The organism is Undibacterium sp. Di24W, from assembly GCF_049340325.1.
Classification (GTDB): Bacteria; Pseudomonadota; Gammaproteobacteria; order Burkholderiales; family Burkholderiaceae_D; genus Undibacterium.
Genome location: NZ_JBMPOP010000006.1, coordinates 154,018 through 178,270 on the forward strand (window position 1 = coordinate 154,018; position 24,253 = coordinate 178,270).

General features: G+C 45.8%; 21 protein-coding genes. 12 read left to right on the top strand and 9 right to left on the bottom strand.

What is annotated here, in order from left to right; translation table 11 throughout:
* Positions 1-152: 152 nt before the first annotated feature.
* The 3 genes from ACO0KZ_RS14240 to ftsY are packed head-to-tail and all read right to left on the bottom strand — an operon-like array spanning position 153 to position 2,976.
* On the bottom strand, positions 153-1,070 hold the full coding sequence (locus tag ACO0KZ_RS14240; protein ID WP_422996310.1) for a cell division protein FtsX: 918 nt from the start codon (positions 1,068-1,070) through the stop codon (positions 153-155).
* 28 nt (positions 1,071-1,098) lie between these two features.
* Positions 1,099-1,827: a cell division ATP-binding protein FtsE gene (locus tag ACO0KZ_RS14245; protein ID WP_422996312.1), complete on the bottom strand. Its 729-nt coding sequence runs from the start codon at positions 1,825-1,827 to the stop codon at positions 1,099-1,101.
* A 45-nt stretch (positions 1,828-1,872) separates the two neighbouring features.
* Positions 1,873-2,976 carry a signal recognition particle-docking protein FtsY gene (gene ftsY, locus ACO0KZ_RS14250; protein WP_422996314.1) on the bottom strand — a complete coding sequence of 368 codons (1,104 nt, stop codon included), beginning with the start codon at positions 2,974-2,976 and terminating at the stop codon, positions 1,873-1,875.
* Positions 2,977-3,173: 197 nt separating this feature from the next.
* On the opposite strand from ftsY, the gene rsmD reads away from it, so the two are divergent.
* The 3 genes from rsmD to ACO0KZ_RS14265 all read left to right on the top strand — a co-directional run bounded on the left by rsmD (position 3,174) and on the right by ACO0KZ_RS14265 (position 4,736).
* Positions 3,174-3,869 (top strand): 16S rRNA (guanine(966)-N(2))-methyltransferase RsmD, encoded by a 696-nt coding sequence (gene rsmD, locus ACO0KZ_RS14255; protein WP_422996316.1) that lies wholly within the window; start codon positions 3,174-3,176, stop codon positions 3,867-3,869.
* 107 nt (positions 3,870-3,976) lie between these two features.
* A complete protein-coding gene (gene coaD, locus ACO0KZ_RS14260) occupies positions 3,977-4,465 on the top strand; it encodes a pantetheine-phosphate adenylyltransferase (RefSeq protein WP_390211647.1) in 489 nt (162 codons plus the stop codon).
* Positions 4,466-4,475: 10 nt separating this feature from the next.
* On the top strand, positions 4,476-4,736 hold the full coding sequence (locus ACO0KZ_RS14265) for a YfhL family 4Fe-4S dicluster ferredoxin (protein ID WP_314862689.1): 261 nt from the start codon (positions 4,476-4,478) through the stop codon (positions 4,734-4,736).
* 38 nt (positions 4,737-4,774) lie between these two features.
* On the opposite strand, the gene ACO0KZ_RS14270 is transcribed toward ACO0KZ_RS14265, so the two are convergent.
* Positions 4,775-5,908 (bottom strand): DUF484 family protein, encoded by a 1,134-nt coding sequence (locus tag ACO0KZ_RS14270; protein WP_422996319.1) that lies wholly within the window; start codon positions 5,906-5,908, stop codon positions 4,775-4,777.
* A 107-nt stretch (positions 5,909-6,015) separates the two neighbouring features.
* Between ACO0KZ_RS14270 and ACO0KZ_RS14275 the strand changes: the two genes are divergently transcribed.
* Together ACO0KZ_RS14275 and ACO0KZ_RS14280 are read left to right on the top strand one after the other, a co-directional pair.
* The gene (locus tag ACO0KZ_RS14275) at positions 6,016-6,798 is read left to right on the top strand and encodes a hypothetical protein (RefSeq protein WP_422996321.1); all 783 of its coding nucleotides are present in this window, start codon (positions 6,016-6,018) and stop codon (positions 6,796-6,798) included.
* Between the two features lie 213 nt (positions 6,799-7,011).
* Positions 7,012-7,440 carry a hypothetical protein gene (locus tag ACO0KZ_RS14280; RefSeq protein ID WP_422996323.1) on the top strand — a complete coding sequence of 143 codons (429 nt, stop codon included), beginning with the start codon at positions 7,012-7,014 and terminating at the stop codon, positions 7,438-7,440.
* Between the two features lie 222 nt (positions 7,441-7,662).
* On the opposite strand, the gene ACO0KZ_RS14285 is transcribed toward ACO0KZ_RS14280, so the two are convergent.
* On the bottom strand, positions 7,663-9,309 hold the full coding sequence (locus ACO0KZ_RS14285) for an NINE protein (RefSeq protein ID WP_422996325.1): 1,647 nt from the start codon (positions 9,307-9,309) through the stop codon (positions 7,663-7,665).
* 259 nt (positions 9,310-9,568) lie between these two features.
* On the opposite strand from ACO0KZ_RS14285, the gene ACO0KZ_RS14290 reads away from it, so the two are divergent.
* Positions 9,569-9,745, top strand: coding sequence for a hypothetical protein (locus tag ACO0KZ_RS14290; RefSeq protein ID WP_422996327.1), 177 nt, complete (start codon positions 9,569-9,571; stop codon positions 9,743-9,745).
* A 252-nt stretch (positions 9,746-9,997) separates the two neighbouring features.
* On the opposite strand, the gene ychF is transcribed toward ACO0KZ_RS14290, so the two are convergent.
* Positions 9,998-11,089 (bottom strand): redox-regulated ATPase YchF, encoded by a 1,092-nt coding sequence (gene ychF, locus ACO0KZ_RS14295; RefSeq protein ID WP_422996329.1) that lies wholly within the window; start codon positions 11,087-11,089, stop codon positions 9,998-10,000.
* A 135-nt stretch (positions 11,090-11,224) separates the two neighbouring features.
* Positions 11,225-12,610 carry an MATE family efflux transporter gene (locus ACO0KZ_RS14300; protein ID WP_422996331.1) on the bottom strand — a complete coding sequence of 462 codons (1,386 nt, stop codon included), beginning with the start codon at positions 12,608-12,610 and terminating at the stop codon, positions 11,225-11,227.
* Positions 12,611-12,804: 194 nt separating this feature from the next.
* Between ACO0KZ_RS14300 and ACO0KZ_RS14305 the strand changes: the two genes are divergently transcribed.
* The 4 genes from ACO0KZ_RS14305 (at position 12,805) to ACO0KZ_RS14320 (ending at position 18,076) form a co-directional block, all read left to right on the top strand.
* Positions 12,805-13,764: an SPFH domain-containing protein gene (locus ACO0KZ_RS14305; protein WP_422996333.1), complete on the top strand. Its 960-nt coding sequence runs from the start codon at positions 12,805-12,807 to the stop codon at positions 13,762-13,764.
* A gap of 167 nt (positions 13,765-13,931) precedes the next feature.
* Positions 13,932-14,396: a hypothetical protein gene (locus tag ACO0KZ_RS14310; protein ID WP_422996335.1), complete on the top strand. Its 465-nt coding sequence runs from the start codon at positions 13,932-13,934 to the stop codon at positions 14,394-14,396.
* A 36-nt stretch (positions 14,397-14,432) separates the two neighbouring features.
* Positions 14,433-14,627, top strand: a complete 195-nt coding sequence (locus tag ACO0KZ_RS14315; RefSeq protein WP_422996337.1) for a hypothetical protein — start codon at positions 14,433-14,435, stop codon at positions 14,625-14,627.
* Positions 14,628-15,280: 653 nt separating this feature from the next.
* Positions 15,281-18,076: a TonB-dependent receptor plug domain-containing protein gene (locus ACO0KZ_RS14320; RefSeq protein WP_422996339.1), complete on the top strand. Its 2,796-nt coding sequence runs from the start codon at positions 15,281-15,283 to the stop codon at positions 18,074-18,076.
* Positions 18,077-18,195: 119 nt separating this feature from the next.
* Here the strand turns inward: ACO0KZ_RS14320 and pth are convergent, their stop codons facing one another.
* The gene (gene pth, locus ACO0KZ_RS14325; RefSeq protein ID WP_422996341.1) at positions 18,196-18,774 is read right to left on the bottom strand and encodes an aminoacyl-tRNA hydrolase; all 579 of its coding nucleotides are present in this window, start codon (positions 18,772-18,774) and stop codon (positions 18,196-18,198) included.
* Between the two features lie 81 nt (positions 18,775-18,855).
* Complete coding sequence (gene uvrA, locus ACO0KZ_RS14330; RefSeq protein WP_422996641.1) at positions 18,856-21,723, bottom strand: excinuclease ABC subunit UvrA; 2,868 nt, start codon at positions 21,721-21,723, stop codon at positions 18,856-18,858.
* A 370-nt stretch (positions 21,724-22,093) separates the two neighbouring features.
* Here uvrA and ACO0KZ_RS14335 point away from each other — a divergent pair, with 370 nt between their 5' ends.
* Together ACO0KZ_RS14335 and ssb are read left to right on the top strand one after the other, a co-directional pair.
* Complete coding sequence (locus ACO0KZ_RS14335) at positions 22,094-23,341, top strand: MFS transporter (RefSeq protein ID WP_422996343.1); 1,248 nt, start codon at positions 22,094-22,096, stop codon at positions 23,339-23,341.
* 117 nt (positions 23,342-23,458) lie between these two features.
* Positions 23,459-23,971, top strand: coding sequence for a single-stranded DNA-binding protein (gene ssb / locus ACO0KZ_RS14340; RefSeq protein ID WP_422996345.1), 513 nt, complete (start codon positions 23,459-23,461; stop codon positions 23,969-23,971).
* Positions 23,972-24,253: the final 282 nt, after the last annotated feature.

A 24,253-nucleotide genomic window follows, 5' to 3' on the forward strand; every position in this document is an offset into this window, starting at 1 on the left:
TAGCACTCAATCGGGATGAGTGCTAATAATCTGTTTGTTTTGTCGAATTTCAAGGGGCAATGTATAAAAAGTCTAATTTTTTACTGAGGACTAATGATTTTTTTGATCATTAAAAATGCCAATAATTAGGGAGTGACACTAAATAATTGAAATTATTGTGGAATTTTAGAGAGCTGACGTCGCACAGACAAATAAGCACCACACAGCCCCAAAATTTTGCTGATGGCGATCAGACCCAAGCTGGGCAAGATCCCAAGCGGGCTGAGATGAAATTCAGATGCATACAATTTCGCAAATTCTGCGATGGCTTGGTTTAAGGGCTGTAAAGACAGGGCAACTAGGCTCAATGCAAGCCCACCTGCCAATACACCGAGCATCGCGCCAGTATAGTAATAAGGCTTATGAATGAAACTGTTGGTCGCGCCTAACATACGGCTTACGCTGATTTCGGCTTGATGCGAAAGTACCTGCAAGCGTGTTGCATTAAACACCACCACGATCACCACGACCGCTAAGGTACCTGCCAGAAATAACAACACCATCTGCAAAACTTGCAAGAGTGCAGCCAAACGCTTGACCCATTCGGAATCAACTTGCACAACGTCAATGTTATCCAATCCGCGCAAGGAGGTGGTGAGTTGATCTGCTTTATTGCTATCGGCATTGGCTAAAGACAGCACATAAGCGTCAGGCAGGGGATTGCCACCCAAAGTTGCCAACACTTCCGCCAGACTATTTGTGCCTTCCATGGCGGCCAGTGCTTTGTCTTTTGGGACAAATTTCACTTTGGCGCTAACTTTGAGGTCTTTCAGTACATTCTTAATTGGCGTCGCCATTGCTGCTGCATCAACACTGGCCAAATCAGGTTTCAAAAACACACTGATCTCAGGTTCTATCGAAAGTTGTGAGGCGACTGGACGTATATTTTCTAATACGGTTAAACCCGCGATAGGCAGAGACAATGCTATCGCGACCACCAGCACATTAAACAAAAAGTTGCCTGGTGCTGCCCGTAAATGGGTAAAAGCGGCGCGTAAGGCATAGGCATGTTGACGAAACCAGTTGGTCATAATGAAGTTTTATCCTTACCAATCTTAATCAGATCGTTGATGTCAACGAAGCTGCGTTTGCGGCTGTTGCCACGGTTGAAGCTGAAGGCACGACGGCAGAAGTCCAGGAGTCAGTGACCTCACCTTTACTCAAATAAATAACGCGGTTTGCCTGCTCCAGAAATTGTTCATCGTGGCTGGAAATAATGCAGGTTACACCTGAGCGTTGAAAGGCCTTTAGTGCATTGATGACAATCACCGCATTCTCACGATCCAAATAGGCAGTTGGTTCATCGGCGAGGATGATTTGTGGGCGATTAACAATGGCACGGGCGATGGCGACACGTTGCTGTTCGCCGCCAGATAGGGAAAGCGGCGAAGCATCAGCTTTGTCTTGAATGTTCAAACGCTCCAGCGCTGCGTAGGCACGGGTTTCTGCATTCGCCACCGATTCGCCCACCACGACCATAGGTAACATCACATTGGCCAATACGCTACGATCCAGTAGAAGACCTTGTCCTTGCAAAATCAGACCGAGCTTGCGACGTAAGTAAGGCAGGCTGCCGCTTTTCAATTTGCTGATGCTTTGACCGTTCATCAAGACCAAGCCGCTGCTAGGTCTTTCTAGGCCTGCGATCATTTTGAGTACGGTAGACTTACCTGCCCCGGAGGGGCCTGCTAAGAAAACTAATTCGCCATCGCCAATAGAAAACGAGACATCGCGCAAGGCATAAATGTCATGGGCATAGGCTTTCGATACATGTTGAAATTCAATCATCGCGATCTAACTCTCTATTTACATCGTCACTACGCAGTTATTTGCTTAGTTGAGCAAAGCATCTACAAATTCTTGTGCATCGAACGCCTGCAAATCTTCAATTTGTTCACCAACGCCAATGAAATACACAGGAATCGGTCGTGTTTTGGCAATGGCGGCCAATACGCCACCTTTGGCAGTGCCATCTAATTTCGTGATAATCAAGCCGGTCAATTGTAATGCGTCGTCGAAAGCTTTCACCTGTGCCAAGGCGTTTTGCCCAGTATTGCCATCAATGACTAGCAAGACTTCTTGCGGCGCACCTTCCATACCTTTGGCGATTACCCGCTTAATCTTTTTCAGTTCTTCCATTAAATGCAACTGTGTCGGTAAGCGCCCAGCGGTATCGACCATGACTACATTGGTAGCACGCGCTTTGGCGGAAGCTACCGCGTCAAATGCCACTGCAGCCGGATCACCAGACTCCTGCGCAATGACGGTAATATTATTGCGCTCACCCCAGACCATTAACTGTTCGCGGGCGGCAGCGCGGAAAGTGTCGCCCGCCGCTAAGACCACGGATTGATTATGTACTTGCATATGCTTGGCAAGCTTGCCGATGGTGGTGGTTTTACCTGCGCCATTGACACCCGCAATCATCATGACTAATGGTTGGTAACGACCGAGTTCAAACGGCTTCTGTAGTGGCAATAGCAAGTCGAGTAATAAGACTTTTAATGCCGCTTTGACTTGTTCCGCTTCGGTTAATTTTTCTTCTCTGACTTTGCGTTTTAAGTTGTCTAACAAATGCTGGGTGGCTTCCACGCCAGCATCGGAGGTCAGTAATGCTGCTTCTAACTCTTCATACAAATCGTCATCGATTTTGGCGCCGATGAACAACGTTGTTAAATTAGACGAGGTTTTTGCCAGGCCTTGTTTTAATCGTGCTATCCAAGACAGTTTAGCGGGCGCTGCCGGCGATGCCGTTTCGGGCACAGCCTCCACGCTTACTTGGTGCGCCACGTTGTTTCGAGTTGGCTCAATTGCAGCTTCGTTGGAAATAGACTGTTGGTTTGTTGTGTCACTGATTCCCTGTTTAATTTCTTCGACTTCAGGGTTGGCAGTGATGACGACTGGCTCAGGTGTTTTTTTTCTGAAAAAGCTAAACATGGATCCGTGTTGACTCAAAAAGATAAGTGTTGAGATAATTCGCGGGCAGCGGCATTTGGCTTTTGTTAAGCTTATCAAATGCTTATGTCAAACCAGAAAAATTGGCAAAGAACGCCATAGAATGACAGTCCTGCTGCGAAAAACCTTTAGAATGCTGCCATTCTAACAGAGCACACCGACGATTTTTCGCAGCCACTATGAATCACAACAAGAATCGCCCTAAACCGCCAACGTCCTCGGTGAGTCTATCGGCTAAGCCTACTAATAAGCGAGCCAATCATAGCCAGGCTAGCCATCAAGTCCGTATTATCGGCGGTGACTGGAAGCGTACGCCTCTGACGGTGGTCAGCGCTGATGGTTTGCGTCCGACTCCTGATCGGGTGCGCGAGACGGTATTTAATTGGTTGAACCATGTGTTTAATAGCCAGTGGGGGCGCATAGCTTGCCTCGATATGTTCGCTGGTAGTGGTGCTTTGGGCTTTGAAGCGGCGAGCCGTGGTGCCGCTAAAGTGACTATGTTTGAAGCGTTTACCCCTGCTTTCAAACAATTGGAACAAACTAAAGCAAAGTTAAAAGCAGAACAGATTAGCTTGCAGCGTGGTGACGCTTTGCTATTGGCTAAACAACTGGTTTCGCGCGGTGAGAAATTTGATCTGATATTTCTTGATCCACCGTTTAACTTAGGTTACCTAGAAAGAATTATGCCCCATTGCGGGGACCTGTTAACGGATGATGGTGTTTTGTATGTGGAATCTGAACAGGCGCTAGACGTACAGGACACCGTCGGCGTGCCCTCATGGTGTATCGGATGGCAAGTCTTGCGTCAAGATAAGGCGGGTAGCGTGTACTTTCATTTGTTGCAACGCAACACTGAGTCCGGTGAAGCGGATTAAAATCTGGGATAATGCGCATCTAAAATTAAATGCTAGGTCTGCCGACGGGCGTCAATTGTCGCTAAGAACCTGGTAAAAAATCGCACACTACACACCAAGGAAAAAAAATGGTTACAGCTGTTTATCCAGGAACTTTTGATCCGCTTACGCGTGGCCATGAAGACTTGGTACGTCGAGCCTCAGGATTGTTTGACACCTTGATAGTCGGTGTTGCCGACAGCAAAAATAAGAAACCCTTTTTCTCACTCGAAGAACGCCTCAGCATCGCGAACGAAGTCCTGGGGCATTATCCTAATGTTCGGGTGGAAAGTTTTTCTGGTTTGCTGAAAGACTTTGTGCGTAAGAATGATGCGCGGGTGATTGTGCGTGGTTTGCGCGCTGTTTCTGACTTTGAATACGAATTTCAAATGGCGGGCATGAATCGCTATTTATTGCCGGATGTCGAAACGATGTTCTTGACGCCCTCGGATCAATATCAATTTATTTCCGGCACTATCGTGCGTGAGATTGCGCAGTTTGGTGGGGACGTTTCAAAATTTGTATTTCCTTCAGTCGATGCATGGTTGAAGAAGAAAATCACCGAACAAAATAAGTAACAAAGACAATATGGCGCTACTAATTACCGATGATTGCATCAATTGTGATGTATGTGAACCTGAATGCCCTAATGAAGCGATTTATATGGGCCCAGAAATTTATGAAATCGATCCCAATAAATGCACGGAGTGTGTCGGCCATTATGATGAGCCGCAATGTCAACAAGTCTGCCCCGTCAGTTGCATTCCGTTTAATCCAGCTTGGCGCGAGACCAAAGAGCAATTGATGGCGAAATACGAAACGCTACAAGCTGCTGCAAAAAAAGTTTGAAGCTTGGAGCTTCAAACGGAATCAATCACTGGACAGAATTAATCTTCCAGCGATTCGCATACGCGATTTCGTCCTTGATCTTTCGCGCTATACAAAGCCCGGTCAGCGCGCAGTAATAAAGTCTGCGCCGCGTTTTCAATTTCTCCCAGATTATGATCATCCGATAGCGTTGCAATACCTATCGATAAAGTGACGTCACATAATCCTGTCATGCTTAATATGAACGCCTTCTCGGCCACGCTTTTTCGTATCCGTTCTGCGACATGTTTAGCGTCGCTATGACTGGCGTTGACCAGTAGTACTATAAATTCTTCACCGCCAAATCGTCCCAAAGTGTCACTTAAACGTAGCTCAGCTTTGATGCGTTTTGCTGTCTCTTTTAAGACTTCGTCACCACCGTGATGACCGTGTACATCATTAATTTTTTTGAAGTGATCGATGTCCAGATACATGCAAGAAATGCCGTAATGCTGACGACGCGCACGCGCGATTTCTTCCAACATGCGCTGTTCTACATGGCGGCGATTGCTGACGTTGGTTAAGGCATCGGTTAAACCGATTTGCGTCAGGCGTTCGCTATTAATGACATTTTCAAGACAGATCGCGATGATGGAACCAAGCCGCTCGATAAAGTCAGTACCCATATCGCTGACAAACCGGTCAGGATTGCTACTGCCTACATTTAAGCTGCCTAACAATTTGCTTTGCCGAATTAATGGAATGACCGCGATACTAATTGGTTGTTCAGCGCAAGGCGCAAACAACTTAGCGTGTTGTGCTTTGTCATAGGCACCGAGTACGGGCTTTCTCAAGGGTTTATTGTTGAGACGTAGTTCGGTTTCACTTTGTACGAAAAGAAGAAAAGGGAATTCCGCACTATCAATTTTTAGATCTGCCAGCATTTCTTGCAGATTATGTTGAGAATTGAGTAGGGATAAAGTCACTTGATCGAGCTCACAGATTTCTGCCAGAGTGACAAAAATATGCCCAATTAATTCACGAAAACTATGAGCGCCTATGAGTTGTAAATCTAGCGTCTGATGGCGAGACAGAATCTCTTGATTGTGGCGCGCTTCTGCCAACAAATCACTCAACTGAGCGCGTACCACTTCGATTTCGTGTTGCATAGGATCGCCGTGTTGACTGGCCGTGAAGGTAAGTGACTTATCCATGGAATCTCTCGCGAGCAGGGGTTCAAGTAAAAGCTTTTTTGCAACAATTTTGTTACTGTATCATAGCCCGTCTACGATTAACAAAAACTCACATTTTTTTACATGCTATGAATGCTTTTGTTTTGTCGACCAGTCTGCTGTGCGCTCTTTGTTTGAGTACGCCATTGGTTTTTACTGTACAGCAATCACCTGTCACAGTGCCCATCGAAGAGGGTACAGCTGTCGTTAAGTCGGGACAAAAGCATACGCAGACAGTTCAGGTGAGTGGTATGAAGGATCAAGATTGGAAGCCTTATCGCCAAATGTTGAATGGTTTGAATGCATTTGAGCGTCACCACGCTTTGGCGCCTGAGACGAAGTTGCGTTTTATTGTCAGACCCCAAGTTGAAGGTCTCGCGTTGGCAGATATCCGCCTCAAGATTGTCGGCGATACGATACAAGTTCCCATTGTATTGGCTGCGAACGGTAGCTTCGAATTGCCCCGCAATCAGAAGGCGGCAGACGAAAATGCCGATCTGGTCTTGAATCAAAAACAGAATTGGGTGCGATGGAATTTGTTGGCGCTACGTACGTCGAGCTTATCCACACATCAGCGTCGCATCGGTGACCTGCGCTTAACTTGTGAAGTATTTGCCGCCATGGAAAATATAGAAAAATTGCGCAGAGAGTTCAATTTGCGTGGTGTTACCGCAGACAATTTATGCGAGTCGCCGCGTTTGAATTGGACCTTTTATGAAAATCAAGGCTTGAAAAGCGCCAGAATTTTTAACGAATCTCGTTCAGAAGTTTTACCGTTGAGTAGTGACCACCGAGGATTTACGGTTAATTTGTTTGATCGGGCATGGGGTGATAATGCGTTGATTGAGCTTGAGTTTGCAGTGGAGGAATGAGGTTGTAGAATTTATACATTTACTTAAGCGAGATAATTTGAAAAGCTGGCTTGAGAAGTACTAATCGTAAAGGTTCCCTAATAGTTCGGATTAGTGCAATATTTTTTTCGAATTAGTGATGTTAGTGCTGACCATTTTGATTCTCATCATGTTCAAATTAGGTGTACGGGTCTAAAGGTGAACAAAGATCTCCGTATGCACAGAAAGGTTCCTATGAGTGCGTTTAACCACTTAGTTCGCTTACAAAAAGCACGTGAAAAAATTGCATCTGGTGCCTTACGCGCAGCGTATAAAATGCTAGCTCCTCTAATTGAGAAAAACTGCGCAGACGCAATCTATTTGTATTCTACGTTTAGTTTTTATCGGAAAGAGAGCAGTGAAGAGTTCGAGAAGCGAAGAATTCGCCTTTTGGAGCAAGCTACAAATCTGGGATATGCTAAAGCGGCATGTGATCTTGCCTACTGTTTTAAATATGGAAATTCAGTAGATCAAAACCTTGAAAAAGCTTCCCTTCTCTTTAAGTTTGCTGCTGAAGCGGGTGACTCACATGCAAAGCTAGAACATGGATTAGATCTTTTTTTTTGGATCAAATGGAATTGTTCAAAACAAAACGACCGGGTTGATGTTGGTTCAGCAAGCTAGGGATGAAAGTGTGGAAGAGACGGTCCTTTATTTGGAACACGGGCTTAAGCCTTAACTTTGAAAATCGGCGTAGGGATTTAGGTGGGGTACCCATTAGCCCCTAGGTAGTCATGTGGTCGAGCCAAATACTCGCAAATCATCGCAAATCATCGCAAATCATCGCAAATCATCGCAATAAATTTATTACAGACCACATGCCTGTTTCAAAATATTACCTTGCGATTAATTTTTAAACTTAATACTAGTACTCGCATTGTTAAGCACAGGTTTATTGGTGTCTAGTCGCGATAGCAATGTCCATGCGACTACCCTATAATAGTTGTTGTCGGCTTCCACACTAGTAACCAAATAGGCGACTTTTAGACCATCGGCTGATCCGGTTAATACAAACTGTTCAGCGGGCGCGTTGTTAATCGTTAGTTTGGTGACGCTGCCGATTAATTGCGCGTTTTTAACTTCGTTTTGCATACTCTTTTGGACTACCCTTGTGTAGTCGCTCAAAGTAAATTTTTTCTCGAAATCAATTCTTGAATCTTTTAAAATAATTAGATAGTTTTCTTCCCGCATTTGAGCGGCACCCAATACTGCCTCAGCTAATAGGCTATCATTTCTCGACCAACTATTGGGTACGTCGACACTGACGCTAAGGTCATTGCTCTGCAAAGTCTTAGTCGCTTTACCTGCTGCCGCTTGAGCTGAGTTGTCTGTATTGGTGGCTGGAATACCGTTGCGACACTTCGGTTCACGGAAGCGATCATTGAGTGTTCCACCCATGCATGACCACGTGATCTCGCCATTTTTTTCGCTAGGGCTCAGGATTAAAGTATTGCTTTCTTTTAGGCTGTCAATGTTGAAAACAACTTCTATGTTTGCGTTTTCCTTTAGTTTGATAGAGGCGATAAATTCGCTACTAATATTATCTGGCAGCGCGGCACTTGCGTTATTGTTAGGGATCGTTTTTGCTTGTTTAATGTAGGCAGTGACTTTATCGCGAGTGCTATTGACCAATGGCATAGCCCCATTAATTTTCGCCCGCACGGTATAGTCGTGATATGCAGGTAATGCAACCGCTGCAAGAATGCCAATCATAGCGATAAACAGAAAAACTGCCACCACCATTATCACCACGGTAGCGCTGCCAGAACGCGCAACTTGTCCGTATTTTCGGTTCCATTTTTCTTGAGGGGTAAGCAAAAATACCAGAGCTTCAATCACCGAAATAATGCTAGGAATCAAGGTGCCCCAAAATATGATGTAGAAAATTCCCCACCATTGACCAAGATAAAAACGATGCACGCCAAGGCCACCTAATAGGAAAGATAAAATGACAGCGGTGAATTTATCTTTACTCACATAGGCCATTTTAGGCGTTAAGCAGTGTGGGCATTTGGCGAGTTCGGGATTAATACTCTTGCCGCATTTATAGCAATAATGCGGCGCATTTTTTTCTACCTGCACCGTGTCGCGGTTTGTATTGCTGAGCCGGGCTTCGGTGACTGGTGGTGCTTGCACGTTATGCAAGTTAGGTGAATTCTGTGAATTCTGTGAATTCTGTGAATTAGGTGGAGGGGTGTTGCTCGCTAGCGTTGGTGTCACAGTCGTCGCGGCAGAAGCGCTGGTCGGCGCTGAAGTTTTTGTGCTCGCAACGAGTTCACATGTGCCACCCGCTTCGAGAATGATCTTCCGGTATTTTTCGGCTAGCGCTGGTTCCACATCCGCTTTAATCAAACAGCGTGAACGACTCAACATTTTCTCAATAAGAGCACTATCTTTTTTGAATGCTAGCGCTAAGTTTTGTACCAAAGTGGCTACTGTAACATTGGCCTGTGGCTGGCCAAGTAAAAAGACATCCAAACGCGATTCGTGCATGTTTTGACCGCTCCGATTTAAATTAAAGGATTGTTTTGGTTCTGGTTTTACGCACCGAAGCAGCGGCCAAAGTGCATCTAATTTTGCAGAGGTATTTTCTCTGGCTATTTGCGCAAATGCCCAAAATAAGCAGTGAGTTTGGCATCGCAAAATTCTAACATGCCCTACTATACGGATATCATCCCGTTTTCGCAAAAGTAGGTGATTTTGAAATTATTTGAAATATTCTCAGAAATTTGCGCGATTTTTAGATCGGAATGTGACTTTTCTGCGCTTTTTCGAGCTATTGACTGTGTATATACGTGTCTTAGCGCTGGGTGTGGTGGAATATTCCGAAGTAACGGCTGATCGCAATGAAGTTGTGGTGGCTGCTTATCGATCCCACGCGTACAGCATGGAAGAAGTCGCTGCTTATTTTTTAATGCGCATTACATGACGTTTAGTCGTGTGGTGAGGGGGCTGAGGAGAAATAAGTTGAATGGAGTATCTTAAAGCCACTCCAAATTTTGTATTAAGTTAGCCCTTACTTGCACTTCGGCTTCTTTGTAAACTGCTTCAACTCTATAGCCATCAAGGACAACTATAAACGCTGCGTAAAATACAAAAGGCCACGTAAACGCGGCCTTTTGTCAAAATTTGTGCGACTTAGGAGTTACTTAGTGTTAGCTAGAAATTGCTTAGACGCCGCTTAAACATTGAACAAGAAATTCAACACATCGCCGTCTTTCACCACATATTCTTTACCCTCAGCACGCATTTTTCCAGCTTCTTTCGCGCCAGCTTCGCCTTTGTGGGCAATGTAATCATCAAAAGCGATGGTTTGTGCGCGAATGAAGCCGCGTTCGAAGTCGGTGTGGATCACGCCAGCTGCTTGTGGTGCTGTGTCACCTACATGAATCGTCCAAGCGCGTACTTCTTTGACACCCGCCGTGAAGTAAGTTTGTAGGCCTAAGAGTTTGAAGGCAGCGCGGATCAGACGATCCAAGCCGGGTTCTTCCATGCCCATGTCGGCTAGAAATTCTGTTTTGTCGGCGTCTTCCAGATCGGCGATCTCCGATTCAATTGACGCACAAATGGCGACGATAGGCGCGTTCTGGGATGCCGCGTAAGTGGTTAATTGATCGAGCAAAGGATTGTTCGTGAAGCCATGATCCGAAACGTTGGCTACATACATGGCTGGTTTTGCTGTGATCAGGCACATTGTCTTGATCAACGCCATTTCTTCTTTGTCTAAGCCCATGGCGCGCACAGGTTTTGCCTCGTTTAGGCCTGGCATGATTTTTTCAAGCAGGGCCACCAGTTTCACGGCGTCTTTGTCACCTGAACGTGCTTTTTTGTTCTCGCGATGGATAGCTTTTTCTACCGCGCCCATGTCGGCGAGACAGAGTTCGGTTTGTATGACTTCGATATCATCAAGTGGGCTGACTTTACCAGCAACGTGAATCACGTTGTCATCTTCGAAGCAACGTACTACGTTCACAATCGCATCTGTTTCGCGGATGTGTGCCAAGAATTGGTTGCCCAAACCTTCGCCTTTTGACGCGCCTGCAACCAAACCGGCGATGTCAACAAATTCAACGATAGCGTTTTGTACGCGCTCGGGTTTAACGATGTCGGACAATTGTTTTAGACGTGGATCTGGCACTTCTACCACGCCAACGTTTGGTTCAATAGTACAGAAAGGGTAGTTTTCTGCGGGAATGCCTGCTTTTGTCAAAGCATTAAAAAGAGTAGATTTGCCGACGTTAGGCAGGCCGACGATACCGCATTGAAGACTCATGATGAACTTTACTTAGAAAAAACTGAGCTGACTCAGATGTAAACGAAACAGAATTGAAACAAAACTTCAGAGAAATTTTGAAATAAGTCGCCATTTTACACCAGTGCCTATTGAAAAGACCTATTCGTGCAAGCGTCAAGCTGGTTTGTGCGTGTCGTAGGCGATCTTAGCGACAGATAACCGATGCAGGAAAATCCCCAATAAAATTGCAGCAACGGTAAGACCGAGTACTAAGCCTATCCAAAAACCAGCCGCCTCCATTGGTTGTGCCGGGCTCCAAGGGAACCAACTCGGTGACAAACCCAGAATGGCGCCAATTGGCAATGCAAAGCCATAAAACGCCATGATGTGAATAAACATAGGAACGCGCGTCACTTTATAACCGCGTAAGGCACAGGATAGCGTCACTTGTGCTGCATCTGAGAGCTGAAAAATTGCTGCAAGTAATAGGAGATTAGCAGCGACTGTTTGTACCGCCGGATCGGAGGTGTAAGCTGCCGCGACCTGGTGCCGGAACAAGGTCATCAAAGTGGCAGAAACTACGGCAAATATGAGCGATACACTAACACCGGTCCAAGAAATGAATCGCGCTTTGACGACATCTTTTTCGCCCAGTGTTTGACTAACCCGCGTCGTCAATGCAATACCTAAACTCATCGGTATCATAAAGACTAGTGAAGAAAAATTTAAGGCTATCTGATTGGCTGAAATGGCAACGACTCCAAAACGTGCCACCAGCAGGCCAACAGCGCAGAAGGCGGATACTTCGGCAAAATAGGTGACGCCGATTGGTAAACCTATGCGTAACATTGAGCGAATTTCGCTCCATTTGGGCGCCTCTCTGTGAGTGAACGGAAAGGTCTGTTTATAAGCCGCTGCCCTATGTGTCCACCATATCATCGCAGCCAGCATTAGCCACATGCCAATACCAGTAGCAATCGCACAACCTGTTGAGCCTAATTGCGGGAATCCCCATTTGCCATAAATAAACAACCAATTAACAACGATATTAAAAGCCAAGCCCATTAGCGCAATCACCATAACCGGTTTAGTGTGGTTTAAGCTGGTGGTGTAACTATACAAGGCACGGTACATCGCGAACGCAGGCATTCCTATGCTGATGACCCGAACAAATTCTGTTGCTTTGGCTTGTACGAACGGTTCGAGCTGAAGATAGTCAAAAACGATAGTAGAGAGATTTAGTAAGATACAGGCAACAGTGCCAACACCTAAACCCATCCACATAGCCTGGCGCATGATGTGTGGCACTTTGTCTAGTGCTGCAGCGCCCACTTCATGGGCGACTACAGCATTGACGGAAATCATCACACCCATCACTGTCACTAAAATAATGGACCAGAGCGAAGCCCCAAGCGCCACAGCAGCCAGATCTTGCGCGCTAAGATGTCCGGTCATTGCAACATCGGCAACGGACATGCCAACAGTCGCCAATTGTCCAATCAGGACTGGCCAAGCGATTTGCCAAAGTTGGGCAACTTCGGTGCGTATTTCGGTTTTCATTGATGAGAAAGGCGGACTTTTAGATTGGTTCGTATCTTACCTGAAGCGTCAAAAATGGTGGTTGTTGTGGTTTTTTAAATTTTGATAAATCTGCTTGACAACTCGATCCTATGATCCTAAAGTGATATCACTTTGATTTCACCATGTTTTTGACCACATGCTAGTAAATTGAAATTAATCCATAGGAGAAAAGAATGGAAACAGTAAAAGAAGTTTCTGCAAATGCGGAAAATAAATCGCTTATAAAAAAAGAAGAAAAGAAGTTGGCCATGCGTGAGTTTGGTTATGCATCAATAGATGGCTACGCGATGATTGCACTAGGCTTCTTATTGATTGTTGGCGGGATTTATGCTTTTGTTACTTTGTTAATGGAAGGCCAGCAGCCAGCGGTGAGTGCTGTGTTGCTGCGATTCGTTGTTATCGCGTTTGGTATCTTGATTTTGACCGGGTTGTACATGTTGCAGCCGAATGAGGCCGCTTTACTCTCTTTGTTTGGGAAATACAAAGGAACTGATCGCAGTGAAGGACTGCGTTGGGCCAATCCTTTGTTTAGCAAACGCAAATTAAGTCTGCGCGCTCGGACCTTAAACACGCCTCCATTAAAAGTGAATGACAAGCGTGGAAATCCAGTGGAAATTGGTGCGGCTATCGTCTGGCGCGTGGAAGAAACCTCATTGGCGATCTATAACGTTGAAGATTTTGAGCGTTTCGTTAATGTGCAGGCAGAAGCCGCACTCCGCCATTTGGCATCGCAATATGCCTATGATGATGGTGAAGATCTGAGCGAAGGTGAAACTACCTTGCGCGCTGGTATGGACGTGGTGGCGGACGCGATGCGTCAGGAATTACATAATCGATTCATTGCTGCTGGTATTGATGTCGAGGACGCAAAACTCACCCATTTAGCCTATGCACAAGAAATTGCACAAGTAATGTTACGCCGTCAGCAAGCTGAAGCAATCATCAGTGCCCGTAAAAAAATCGTGCACGGTGCAGTGAGTATGGTGGAAGAGGCTTTGCTTGGTTTGTCAGAAAGAAAAATTGTCGAACTCGACGATGAACGTAAGGCCGCTATGGTCAGTAATTTGCTGGTGGTTTTGTGTTCGGATAAAGATACCCAGCCCGTGATTAACACCGGCACTCTGTATAATTGAGAGGGAGCGAATGACGAATAGCATTTTGCCTGTGATTTTGATTGTATTTGTTGCGATCCTAGTGCAAAGAAATCAAAAAAGAAGAAAGTAAATTCGTCTGCCGTCGCTATAAACATCGGTAAACGATTAATGAATAAAATTAGAAAGTGATTACTGTGAATCAAGTCATGCAAACCAAATATCAAACGCGTCAATGGGTGGCTTTGTTGTGGATCATGCTGCCACTATTAACCTTGGGTGTGAGTATCTTTGATGGGCGAAATTTAGCGGTTACTCAATTGCTACAAAGCTTGTTGTTGATTGCTGTGATTAATTTGCTGGTCTTGGGCATTTTTGGCCATCTCACCATCAAAATAAATGAGCATGATTTGCAATGGCAGTTTGGTATTTTCGGTTGGCCGAAATGGCAATTGAAATTTTCTGAGATCGCTCACGTTGAAGTATGTCAAACCATGTGGTTCGAAGGCAAAGGTATACGTTTTACCCGTGAAGGTATGTTGTACAACGCAGCTGGCAAGGGTGCTGTACGTATAACGAAAGCTGACGGCAAAAAAATCCGCATTGGTAGCGCTGAACCTGAAGTTTTGTGCGCTCAAATCAGTGCTCAGTTGAGTCAGCAACCAAAAACTTAATTCAATACGACATCCTTAAAGCAATCTAGATGGACTATGGCAAGCCCAGGTAAAAAATCATTCCCTTTGCGTATTGATCCCGCTCTCTGGAGCGAGATCGAACGCATGGCTGCGCAAGAGTTGCGCAGTGCAAACGCGCAAGTGGAATATCTGTTACGCCAGGCTTTGTTGCAAAGGGGGAGGAAAATATCTGACGTCGGGGAGCAGGGAAGCATAATAGATCAAGAGTAGTTTGGGTGTTTGTACCAACTGTCCTCACAATCAAAGGCGGCGAAGAGATACTTACTTTGAGTTTTGCGCCGCGCCATGTCTCGCCATTCCCGCGAAGGCAAGAATCCTGTGGTTTAAACGCCTAAAGACGCTGAATCTCTGCTTACGCAGGGACGAAATCACCTTGTTTTGACTTGACGTAATTGAACGGCATTGCCGCTTACAAGTGACTTTGCGCCTATTTTGATCTTGTCGCTTTAATGTTTTCTTTTGGCCGAGCGAGATTTTTTGCTGGCCGAGATCGGATTAATCGTGCACGGCTTACGTAACTAATCTTTCTCTTCTTTTTTATATTTTTTCGCAGTCATCCATGTAGATAAATTGATCGTGGCAAAAATCAAGAAAACCCTTAAGAACTTATCCGTAATACCACTTTTAATACTCTTTTGAAATTAAATTTTCATTTTTGCAATGAATTTTGCATCGTTTACGCATCACTTTCCCAATAAAGGAAAAAGATGTTTAGGCAAAATATGTAAAATTCTTGTATTATTGCAAGCTGAATTAACTAAATAATGAAAATAATATTTCAGAAATAGATGGGCAGGGGGGGAAGTGTTTTGCCCTGTTATATCCAAGTAAGTAATTTTTTTCAATAACACAAGAGAGAAAACATGAAACTCAAACAGATGACCAAAGCTTTGGTCGCGGTCGGCGTGGTTAACACACTGGTAGCGTTCACACCTGCGTTTGCACAACAAGCCCCAGAAAAAGTTCAACGAATTGAAATCACTGGTTCCAGTATTAAGCGTACTAACCAAGAGACGTCTGCTTCTGTGCAGGTATTGACGCGTGAAGATATCGAACGTTCTGGCGCTACGACAGCTTTGGGCATTTTGGTGGATTCCGTTGCGGTAAGTACTAGCTTGAACGCAGCGTCTAGCTCTTCAGGCAGCTTTGCAACGGGTGCGTCGGCGGTTGGAATGCGTGGCTTAGGCAAAGTGGCTACTTTGGTTTTGGTGAATGGTCGTCGTATCGCGCCTTACGGTTTGTCTGACGGCGCACAAGATAATTTCACGGATTTGAACGCTATTGCTTCAGATTCTATTGACCGTATTGAGATTTTGAAAGATGGCGCATCCGCTATCTACGGTTCTGACGCGATCGCAGGTGTTATCAACATTATTCTGCGTAAGAATTTCCAAGGTGGTCAGGTCAAAGCTGGTTATACCACGACAGAGAATTTGTCTGACCGTCGTACCCGTAACGTTAATGCGATTTATGGCTACGGTGACGTTGCCAAAGATGGTTTCAACACTTACTTGACTATTGAAGGCAACAAGCGCGATGGTTATACAACGGGTGAATTGCGCAATCAGTACCCAGAATGGCACCGTTTGACACCAGGCCGTTCTACTTGGGATGCGAAGAGTACCTTCTCTCCAACAGGGAACTATTTCCTGAGCAGCACAAATATCGTAGCGGCACCTGGTTGCCCTGCAGGTGATATCGATCCAGTTGATAAACAATGTAAGTTTGATATTTTGCCGTACAGTGGTCAGACAACCAACAGCGAACGCTATGCTTTAGCGAGCAACACGCGTTTCAAAATTGGTTCCGACATCGATGCAAACTTCGAAGTCACTTACTCCAATTCTTTCGATTCTTACATCTTGACGCCGCTAAATGCTAGCAATGGTTCTACGACCACTGCTAGCAGTATCTGGTACAACGTGTACGGCGCCAAAATGGTCGGTCCATTCACTTATCCGAAATTGCCAGTCGGTCATCCAAGCAATCCATATACAACGCCAGTGGAATACCGCGCTCGTTTGATGGACACAGGCAATGGTTTTAACTTCAACAAAACTAACTCCGATCAATATCGTGCGATGTTGGCATTGGAAGGTACTTTGGGTAACTATGACTGGAAATCAGCTTTCGGTCATATGGAATCTTCAGCAGACAAAGCCACTCGTGCTGTAAGCGCAAAAGGCTATACGGATGCGATCATCAACAAGACATACGTCTTCGGTAAGCAAAATGACCGCGCATTGTTAGAAACGATGTTCCCAATTCGTACGACTAAGGGTAAATCTTCGATCACTTTCTTAGACGGTACTTTGACTGGCGAATTGATGCAACTGCCAGCCGGTCCATTGTCTTTCGCGGTGGGTGGTGATATTCGTCATGAAGCTTATCAAATGAAGAGCTCTGACAATGTTTTGAATGGTGAGTTGGTTGGTATTTTCGGCTTGCAAGTTAAAGATGCGCGTAATCAATACTCGATCTTTTCTGAAGCGACTATCCCTGTTGTGAAAAGCGTTGAGGTTAGTGCTGCGTTGCGTGCTGATAAACAAGGCGATTTCGATGCGCATATTTCTCCAAAACTGGGCTTGCGTTACACAGTAACTGATAGTTTGTTGGTACGTGCAACGGCATCTGGTGGCTTCCGCGCACCGAACATCGTTGAATCCGGTAACGGTTTAGGTCGTAGTTCAGTTGCAACGGGTGTTAATGACTTGCGTCGTTGCCCTATCGCGACAGACTTAAACAATCTGATCCAAAACAACCCAGCAGCAACGACAGCAGACAAAGCTTTAGCTAACGGCTACCGTTCAAATGATTGTTCAGCAGGCTTGCCAAGTTTTGTATCTTCAAATCCAAATTTGAAGCCAGAAACCTCCCGTTCTTACACTATGGGTCTGGTGTTTGCACCGACTAAACAATGGTCTTTTGGTATCGATTACTACAATATCGAACGTAAAGATGAAATTGGTACCCGTTCAACGGTTGATATCTTGAAAGGCGAAGCTACTTTACCTGCTGGTCAATTACTGCGCGTAGATAACACGGCGACAGATAACGAATTCTTGGCTTTGGTGAAAAAGTATGCGCCTGCAAACACGATTACTTTCCAAAACATCGGAAAATTGGGCTTAGTGTATAACCCATATGTAAACACAGGTAAAACTCGTGCTTCTGGTTTCGATTTTGATGCTAGAACAAGTTTCAAGTTTGACGGTGTTGGCACTTTGCGTCTGAATCTCGAAGGTGCTTACGAGTTGAACTACCAAACCTACAGCGTTGCTGATGCTAAATGGAATAAAAACTTGAGCGGTACTTACGATCGTGGCGGTCAAATGTCTGGGAAAGTGACTGCAGCCATGAAGACAGGTAACTGGGATAATGCTGTGATCGTTAACTACACTAGTGGCTACAGCGCAAATAGCTTGTCATCTCCAACTTACTGCGCAACGCAAAAAGTAGCAGCTGAGTACTTGGCAACTTGTGAACGTATTGATGCTGGTATCACGACCAACTACAGCTTGACTTACACTGGTTTCAAAAACACTAGACTCAATTTCTTCGTGAATAATGTGTTCGGTGCAGAGAATCCAACTAGCTGGCGCGATGGTTGGGCTCCAAACTTCCGTACTTTCTATGTGAACGGTACTTACAAGTTCTAATTAGAGCGGTGTTTGAGATTTGAACAGAGTGCGAGCTTTGTTCGATACAAAAAAAACCGGTCGCACATTTTGTGCGACCGGTTTTTTTATGTTCAAATCGGTGAAAATTTGGATAAAAATTACTTTGTAATCGTATGCAATTTCGTCATCGCGTCAGCAAATTCGCCCTTGATCAGCATGGGAATAATCTCCAAGCCGCGCGCAATAGATTCATCGATTAAGGGGTGCTCTTCTTTACGTGGTCTATGTAAAACGAAGTCAGCCACGCCTTGTTGTAAATTCAAAGTACGTGGATGACCTATGCCAATACGCATACGCCAATAGTCCTGCGTGCCGAGTGCTGCGGTGATGTCTTTGAGGCCGTTGTGTCCACCAGACGAGCCACCTTTTTTGAGCTTAGCGAGACCGGGTGCGATGTCGAGTTCATCATGCACGACCAAGATTTGCTCTGGGGTGATTTTATAAAATCGGCAGATCGCGCCGACAGATTGCCCGGATCGGTTCATAAAAGTTTGCGGCTGCAATAGCCAGACTTCTTCACCTGCAATGCGTGTTTTAGCGACCAAGGCATTGAAGTTTTTATCGCGTTGCAAGCTGCTGCCAGCGAGTTGATCGACTAGCCAGAAACCTGCGTTGTGGCGGGTTTGTTCATATTCAGGGCCGGGGTTGCCTAGCCCTACGATTAGTTTGATGCTCATAACAATTTGAATAAATTTTGATTTTGAAGCTCCCTCTCCCGCTAGCGGGAGAGGGAGCTTTTGCTAGGTGCGATATGGCCTTTACTTCTTCTTCAACAATGGCAGCAAATAATGCCCAGTCACACTATGCTCATTGGCCGCCACATCTTCCGGCGTGCCACTTGCAATAATGCGACCACCACCAGCACCGCCTTCTGGTCCCATATCAACAATCCAATCCGCGGTTTTAATTACGTCCAGATTGTGTTCAATGATGACCACGGTATTGCCTTGATCACGCAAGCGGTGAATAACTTTCAACAACAAAGCGATATCGTGAAAATGCAAGCCTGTCGTTGGTTCATCCAAAATATACAAGGTGCGACCCGTATCGCGTTTCGATAATTCCAAAGACAATTTCACGCGTTGTGCTTCACCACCAGAAAGCGTGGTTGCACTTTGACCGAGTCGAATATAACCGAGTCCCACGTCCAACAGGGTTTGCAATTTACGTGCAATTAAAGGCACAGGCTTGAAGAACTCATGTGCATCTTCAACCGTCATCGCCAAGATTTCGTTGATGTTCTTGCCCTTGTATTGGACTTCCAAAGTTTCTCGGTTGTAGCGTTTGCCATGACATACATCGCAAGGTACGTACACATCGGGTAAAAAATGCATTTCGACCTTAATCACGCCATCGCCCTGGCAAGCTTCGCAGCGTCCGCCTTTGACGTTGAATGAGAAGCGACCAGCGCTATAGCCACGTTCTTTGGCGACAGGCACTGTCGCAAACAAATCGCGAATCGGTGTGAACAGGCCGGTATAGGTGGCTGGATTAGAGCGCGGTGTACGACCAATTGGTGCTTGATCGACCGCAATGACTTTGTCAAAATGTTCTAAGCCGCTGATACTTTCAAATGCCGCTGGTTCGGTTTGTGAACCATACAAATGACGCGAAGCAGCGAGGTATAAAGTATCGTTGACCAAAGTCGATTTGCCCGAGCCAGAAACGCCGGTGACGCAAGTCAGTAAACCGACGGGCAACTTCATCGTGACTTTTTTCAAGTTGTTGCCAGTCGCGCCTGCGATCACGAATTGTTTTTCCGGATTAAAGGCCGCGCGTTTTTTCGGTACTTCAATTTCTAAAGCGCCGGATAAATATTGGGCAGTCAAGGATCGCTTGCTTTGCATGATATCGTCGAGCGAACCTTGGGCGATGATTTCGCCACCATGCACACCCGCACCGAGACCCATGTCAACGATAAAGTCGGCGCAACGGATTGCGTCCTCATCATGCTCAACCACCAGCACGCTATTGCCGATATCCCGTAAATGTTTGAGCGTACCGATTAAGCGGTCATTGTCGCGTTGATGTAAACCGATAGAAGGTTCATCCAAAACATACATCACACCTGTCAAGCCAGAACCGATTTGTGAGGCGAGGCGAATCCGCTGTGCTTCTCCGCCCGACAAAGTATCGGCGCTGCGATCGAGTGATAAATAGTCGAGACCGACATTGTTTAAAAATGTCAGGCGTGAGCTGATTTCTTTAATAATGCGATCCGCAATGTCGCGCTTCGATCCGGTGAGCTTTAACTTGCCGAAAAACTCCATCCCCTCACGTAAAGGCATCGCACTGATTTCATAAATCGCACGTTCTTGTTTTCCCATGCCGACTTTGACAAAACGGGCTTCGACACGCAAACGTGCACCGTGGCAAGACGGGCATTCTTTCTCATTGATGAACTTCGCCAGCTCTTCCTTCACCGCCATTGAATCGGTCTCGCGGTAGCGCCTTTGTAGATTGGTGACGACGCCTTCAAAGGTATGTTCCTTGACGACGGTTCGACCTTTTTCATTGATGTAAGTGAACGGTATGCTTTGTTTGCCAGAGCCATACAGAACGACTTGTTGTGCGGCTTCGGGCAATTGTTCAAACGGCACATCCAGATCAAAATCGTAGAAGGCCGCCAGATTTGACAGCATCTGGAAATAGAATTGATTGCGTCTGTCCCAGCCTTTGACCGCGCCACTTGCTAAGGATAAATTGGGGAAAGCCACGATGCGTTTTGGATCAAAGAATTCGATATGACCGAGACCATCACATTCAGGGCAAGCACCCATAGGATTATTGAATGAGAATAAACGTGGTTCTAATTCTTGCAAACTATAGCCACAAGTCGGGCAGGCAAATTTATTTGAGAACAATTGCTCATGACCGCTATCCATATCCACTACCAAAGCACGACCTTCGGCGATGCGCAGACAGGTTTCAAACGTTTCCGCTAAGCGTTGCTTAATTTCGGCTTTGACTTTGACGCGGTCAACCACCACATCAATGGTGTGTTTTTCGGTTTTCTTGAGTTTCGGCAAATCATCGACATCATAGATCTTCGCTTCATGGGTGCCGCTTTGCACGCGGAAACGTACAAAGCCCTGCGCCTGCATTGCTTCGAATAAATCGACGTGCTCGCCTTTGCGATTCGATATCACAGGCGCCAAAATCATCAGCTTACTGTCTTCCGGCATCGCTAGCACCGCATCGACCATTTGCGAAACCGATTGTGCTGCCAAAGGATTTTCTGGATGGTCGGGACAATAAGGCGTGCCGACACGCGCATACAGTAAACGCAGGTAATCGTGAATTTCGGTGACGGTACCGACTGTCGAGCGTGGATTGTGAGAAGTCGCTTTTTGCTCGATAGAAATCGCTGGCGACAAGCCTTCGATCAAATCGACATCCGGCTTTTCCATCAATTGCAAAAACTGGCGCGCGTACGCTGATAAGGATTCCACATAGCGTCGCTGACCTTCTGCATACAAGGTATCAAACGCCAGCGAGGATTTGCCTGAGCCTGATAAGCCGGTAATCACGACCAGCTTATTGCGTGGCAGATCAATGCTGATATTTTTCAGATTATGTGTACGCGCACCACGAACCCGGATCGCATCCTTTTTGGGGAGCGGCATGTCCACGAGATCGAATTCGATTTCTGCGGGCGCGGACTTCAGGGCTTTCTTAGTTTTGCTAGTGGTCATGAAACAATTCCTGCGAATGAAAAAATTCTAAGTGCAAAAAAGAGAAGAATATTTATTCAATTCATGACTATTCCCATTTTTTGAAACAGGATTTAATCTCAGTCAATCGAACAAACGCAATTCAAAGCCGCAATTCGAAATGAAAAGCGAGCAACCTGATACTATAACGGGTTTTCAAAAATAAGCGCGTGTGTCGAATCAAATTGTCCCGAGAATCATGGTCAGCGACGCAGACACTCAGTGATTGCCTGAATTTTGCTGTATTTTTTGCTGTATTAGTCTTATGAATAGCGTAACACCTATGAGCTCACAACCGCTCGCTTCCACATTAGTCTCAAGCAAGATGTCGTCTTCCGAAATTCGGGCTGGCGCGTCCTTGGCATCCATCTTTGCCTTACGCATGTTCGGCTTGTTTTTGCTTTTGCCGATTTTTGCGATTCATGCCAAAACACTGCCGGATGGCGATAATACGGCCTTGGTCGGCATGGCAATGGGGATTTATGGATTGACTCAAGCTTGTCTGCAGATCCTGTTCGGTATGGCATCGGATAAGTATGGTCGTAAGCCGGTGATTATCCTTGGGCTGATTTTATTCGCGGTGGGTGCTGTGATCGCTGCCATGTCGCATAGCGTCATGGGGATTTTGATTGGTCGTGCAGTGCAGGGCGCTGGCGCGATTTCTGCGGCGATTACCGCGTTACTTGCTGACACCACACGAGAAGAACACCGTACCAAGGCGATGGCGATGGTAGGCGGCTCTATCGGTATCAGTTTTGCCTTGTCTCTGGTGTTAGCACCCGTTTTGTATCAACGCATAGGTATGGACGGTATTTTTATTTTGACCGCGATCATGGCGATTGCGGCGATAGGCGTTGTGACATGGATTACGCCAGATGCACCGTCAATGCCAACTGTGAAAGTGCCATTGATTGATGTATTGAAAAATCCTGAATTGATGCGTTTGAATTTAGGCGTGTTCGTCTTACACCTAAGCCAGGTCGCCATGTTTGTCGTGGTTCCATCCGCTTTGGTGCAATATGCGCATCTACCGCTCGATAAACACTGGGAGGTCTATTTGCCGGTTGTGTTTGGTTCTTTCTTTGTGATGCTGTTAGCGATCATGCGCGGCGAACGCAGTGGCAAAATGAAGCAGATTTTTGTCTGGTCGATTGCCTTACTGATGCTGGTGCAATTGGGTTTTTGGGGCTTCCTGGAAAATGCCACCATGCTGATCGCGATGCTATTTGCTTTCTTTCTTGCGTTCAATATTTTGGAAGCGAGTCAGCCTTCTTTGGTTTCCCGTCTAGCGCCACCTTCAGCGAAAGGTGCGGCGCTTGGCGTGTATAACACTTTGCAAGCGCTGGGTTTGGCTTGTGGGGGCTTTGTTGGTGGTTGGATGAAGCAACACATAAGTGCTAGTTCGGTGTTTATATTTACTGCAGTTTTGTCTTTAATCTGGCTTATAATCGCAAGCCGGATGCCGGAATTGCCCAAGCGCGCCAGCAAACCGGATTCTGCAAGTTCTGGCGACATCGCTAGTACGGTCTAGTCAACATTTACAGAAACGCAGTAAGCAAATTTGTCCTCCTGTATGGAAAGCATTTTTGATCTATTGAAACACGCGAGTTACGTTGATAAATTATTTTAGAGTGTAGGAGACTTATAAATGGCATCACTAAATAAAGTTCTGATTATTGGTAATCTGGGACGTGATCCAGAAACACGCTACATGCCAAGTGGCGATGCAATGACCACCATTGCAGTAGCAACCACAGAATCGTGGAAAGACAAGCAAACCGGTGAAAAGAAAGAAGCGACCGAATGGCATCGTGTGACTTTCTTTGGCAAATTGGCAGAAATCGCCGGCCAATACCTGAAAAAGGGTTCACAGGTTTACATTGAAGGTAGTTTGCGTACACGTAAGTACACCGACAAAGATGGCGTAGAAAAATACGCTACGGATATTCGGGCCGATGAGATGAAAATGCTAGGCAGTCGTCAGGGCATGGGCGGCGGCGGTGGCGCTCCTATGGATGATGATGGTTACGGCGGCGGTGCTCCAGCACAACGCCCTCAGCAACAGCAAGCTTACAGCGCGCCAGTACAACAACCACGTCAGGCTCCGGCTCAGCGCCCAGCACCGAATTTCTCGGACATGGATGACGATATTCCGTTCTGACACCCAGCTGGTATATAAACTGTAAATTGTCATAAACCAGTTCCACGCATGACGTGGAACTGGTTTTTTTTCGACATTTTTAGAAGCTTGATGATTTTTTTAATCAAGAAATATCAAAATGCCAGAAATGATTCATTGCTTTGCCACCAAGCTTAGGCTACGTTGTTCTTTCCTGGCAGCGTTTCATAGTCACTTAAGGAAAGTGCGTTCCTGTGAAATTTGAAGCGACGGATGAGGCTCTGGTTTGTGCCAAAGAATGAGATAAATCCATAAAGCCAAAGT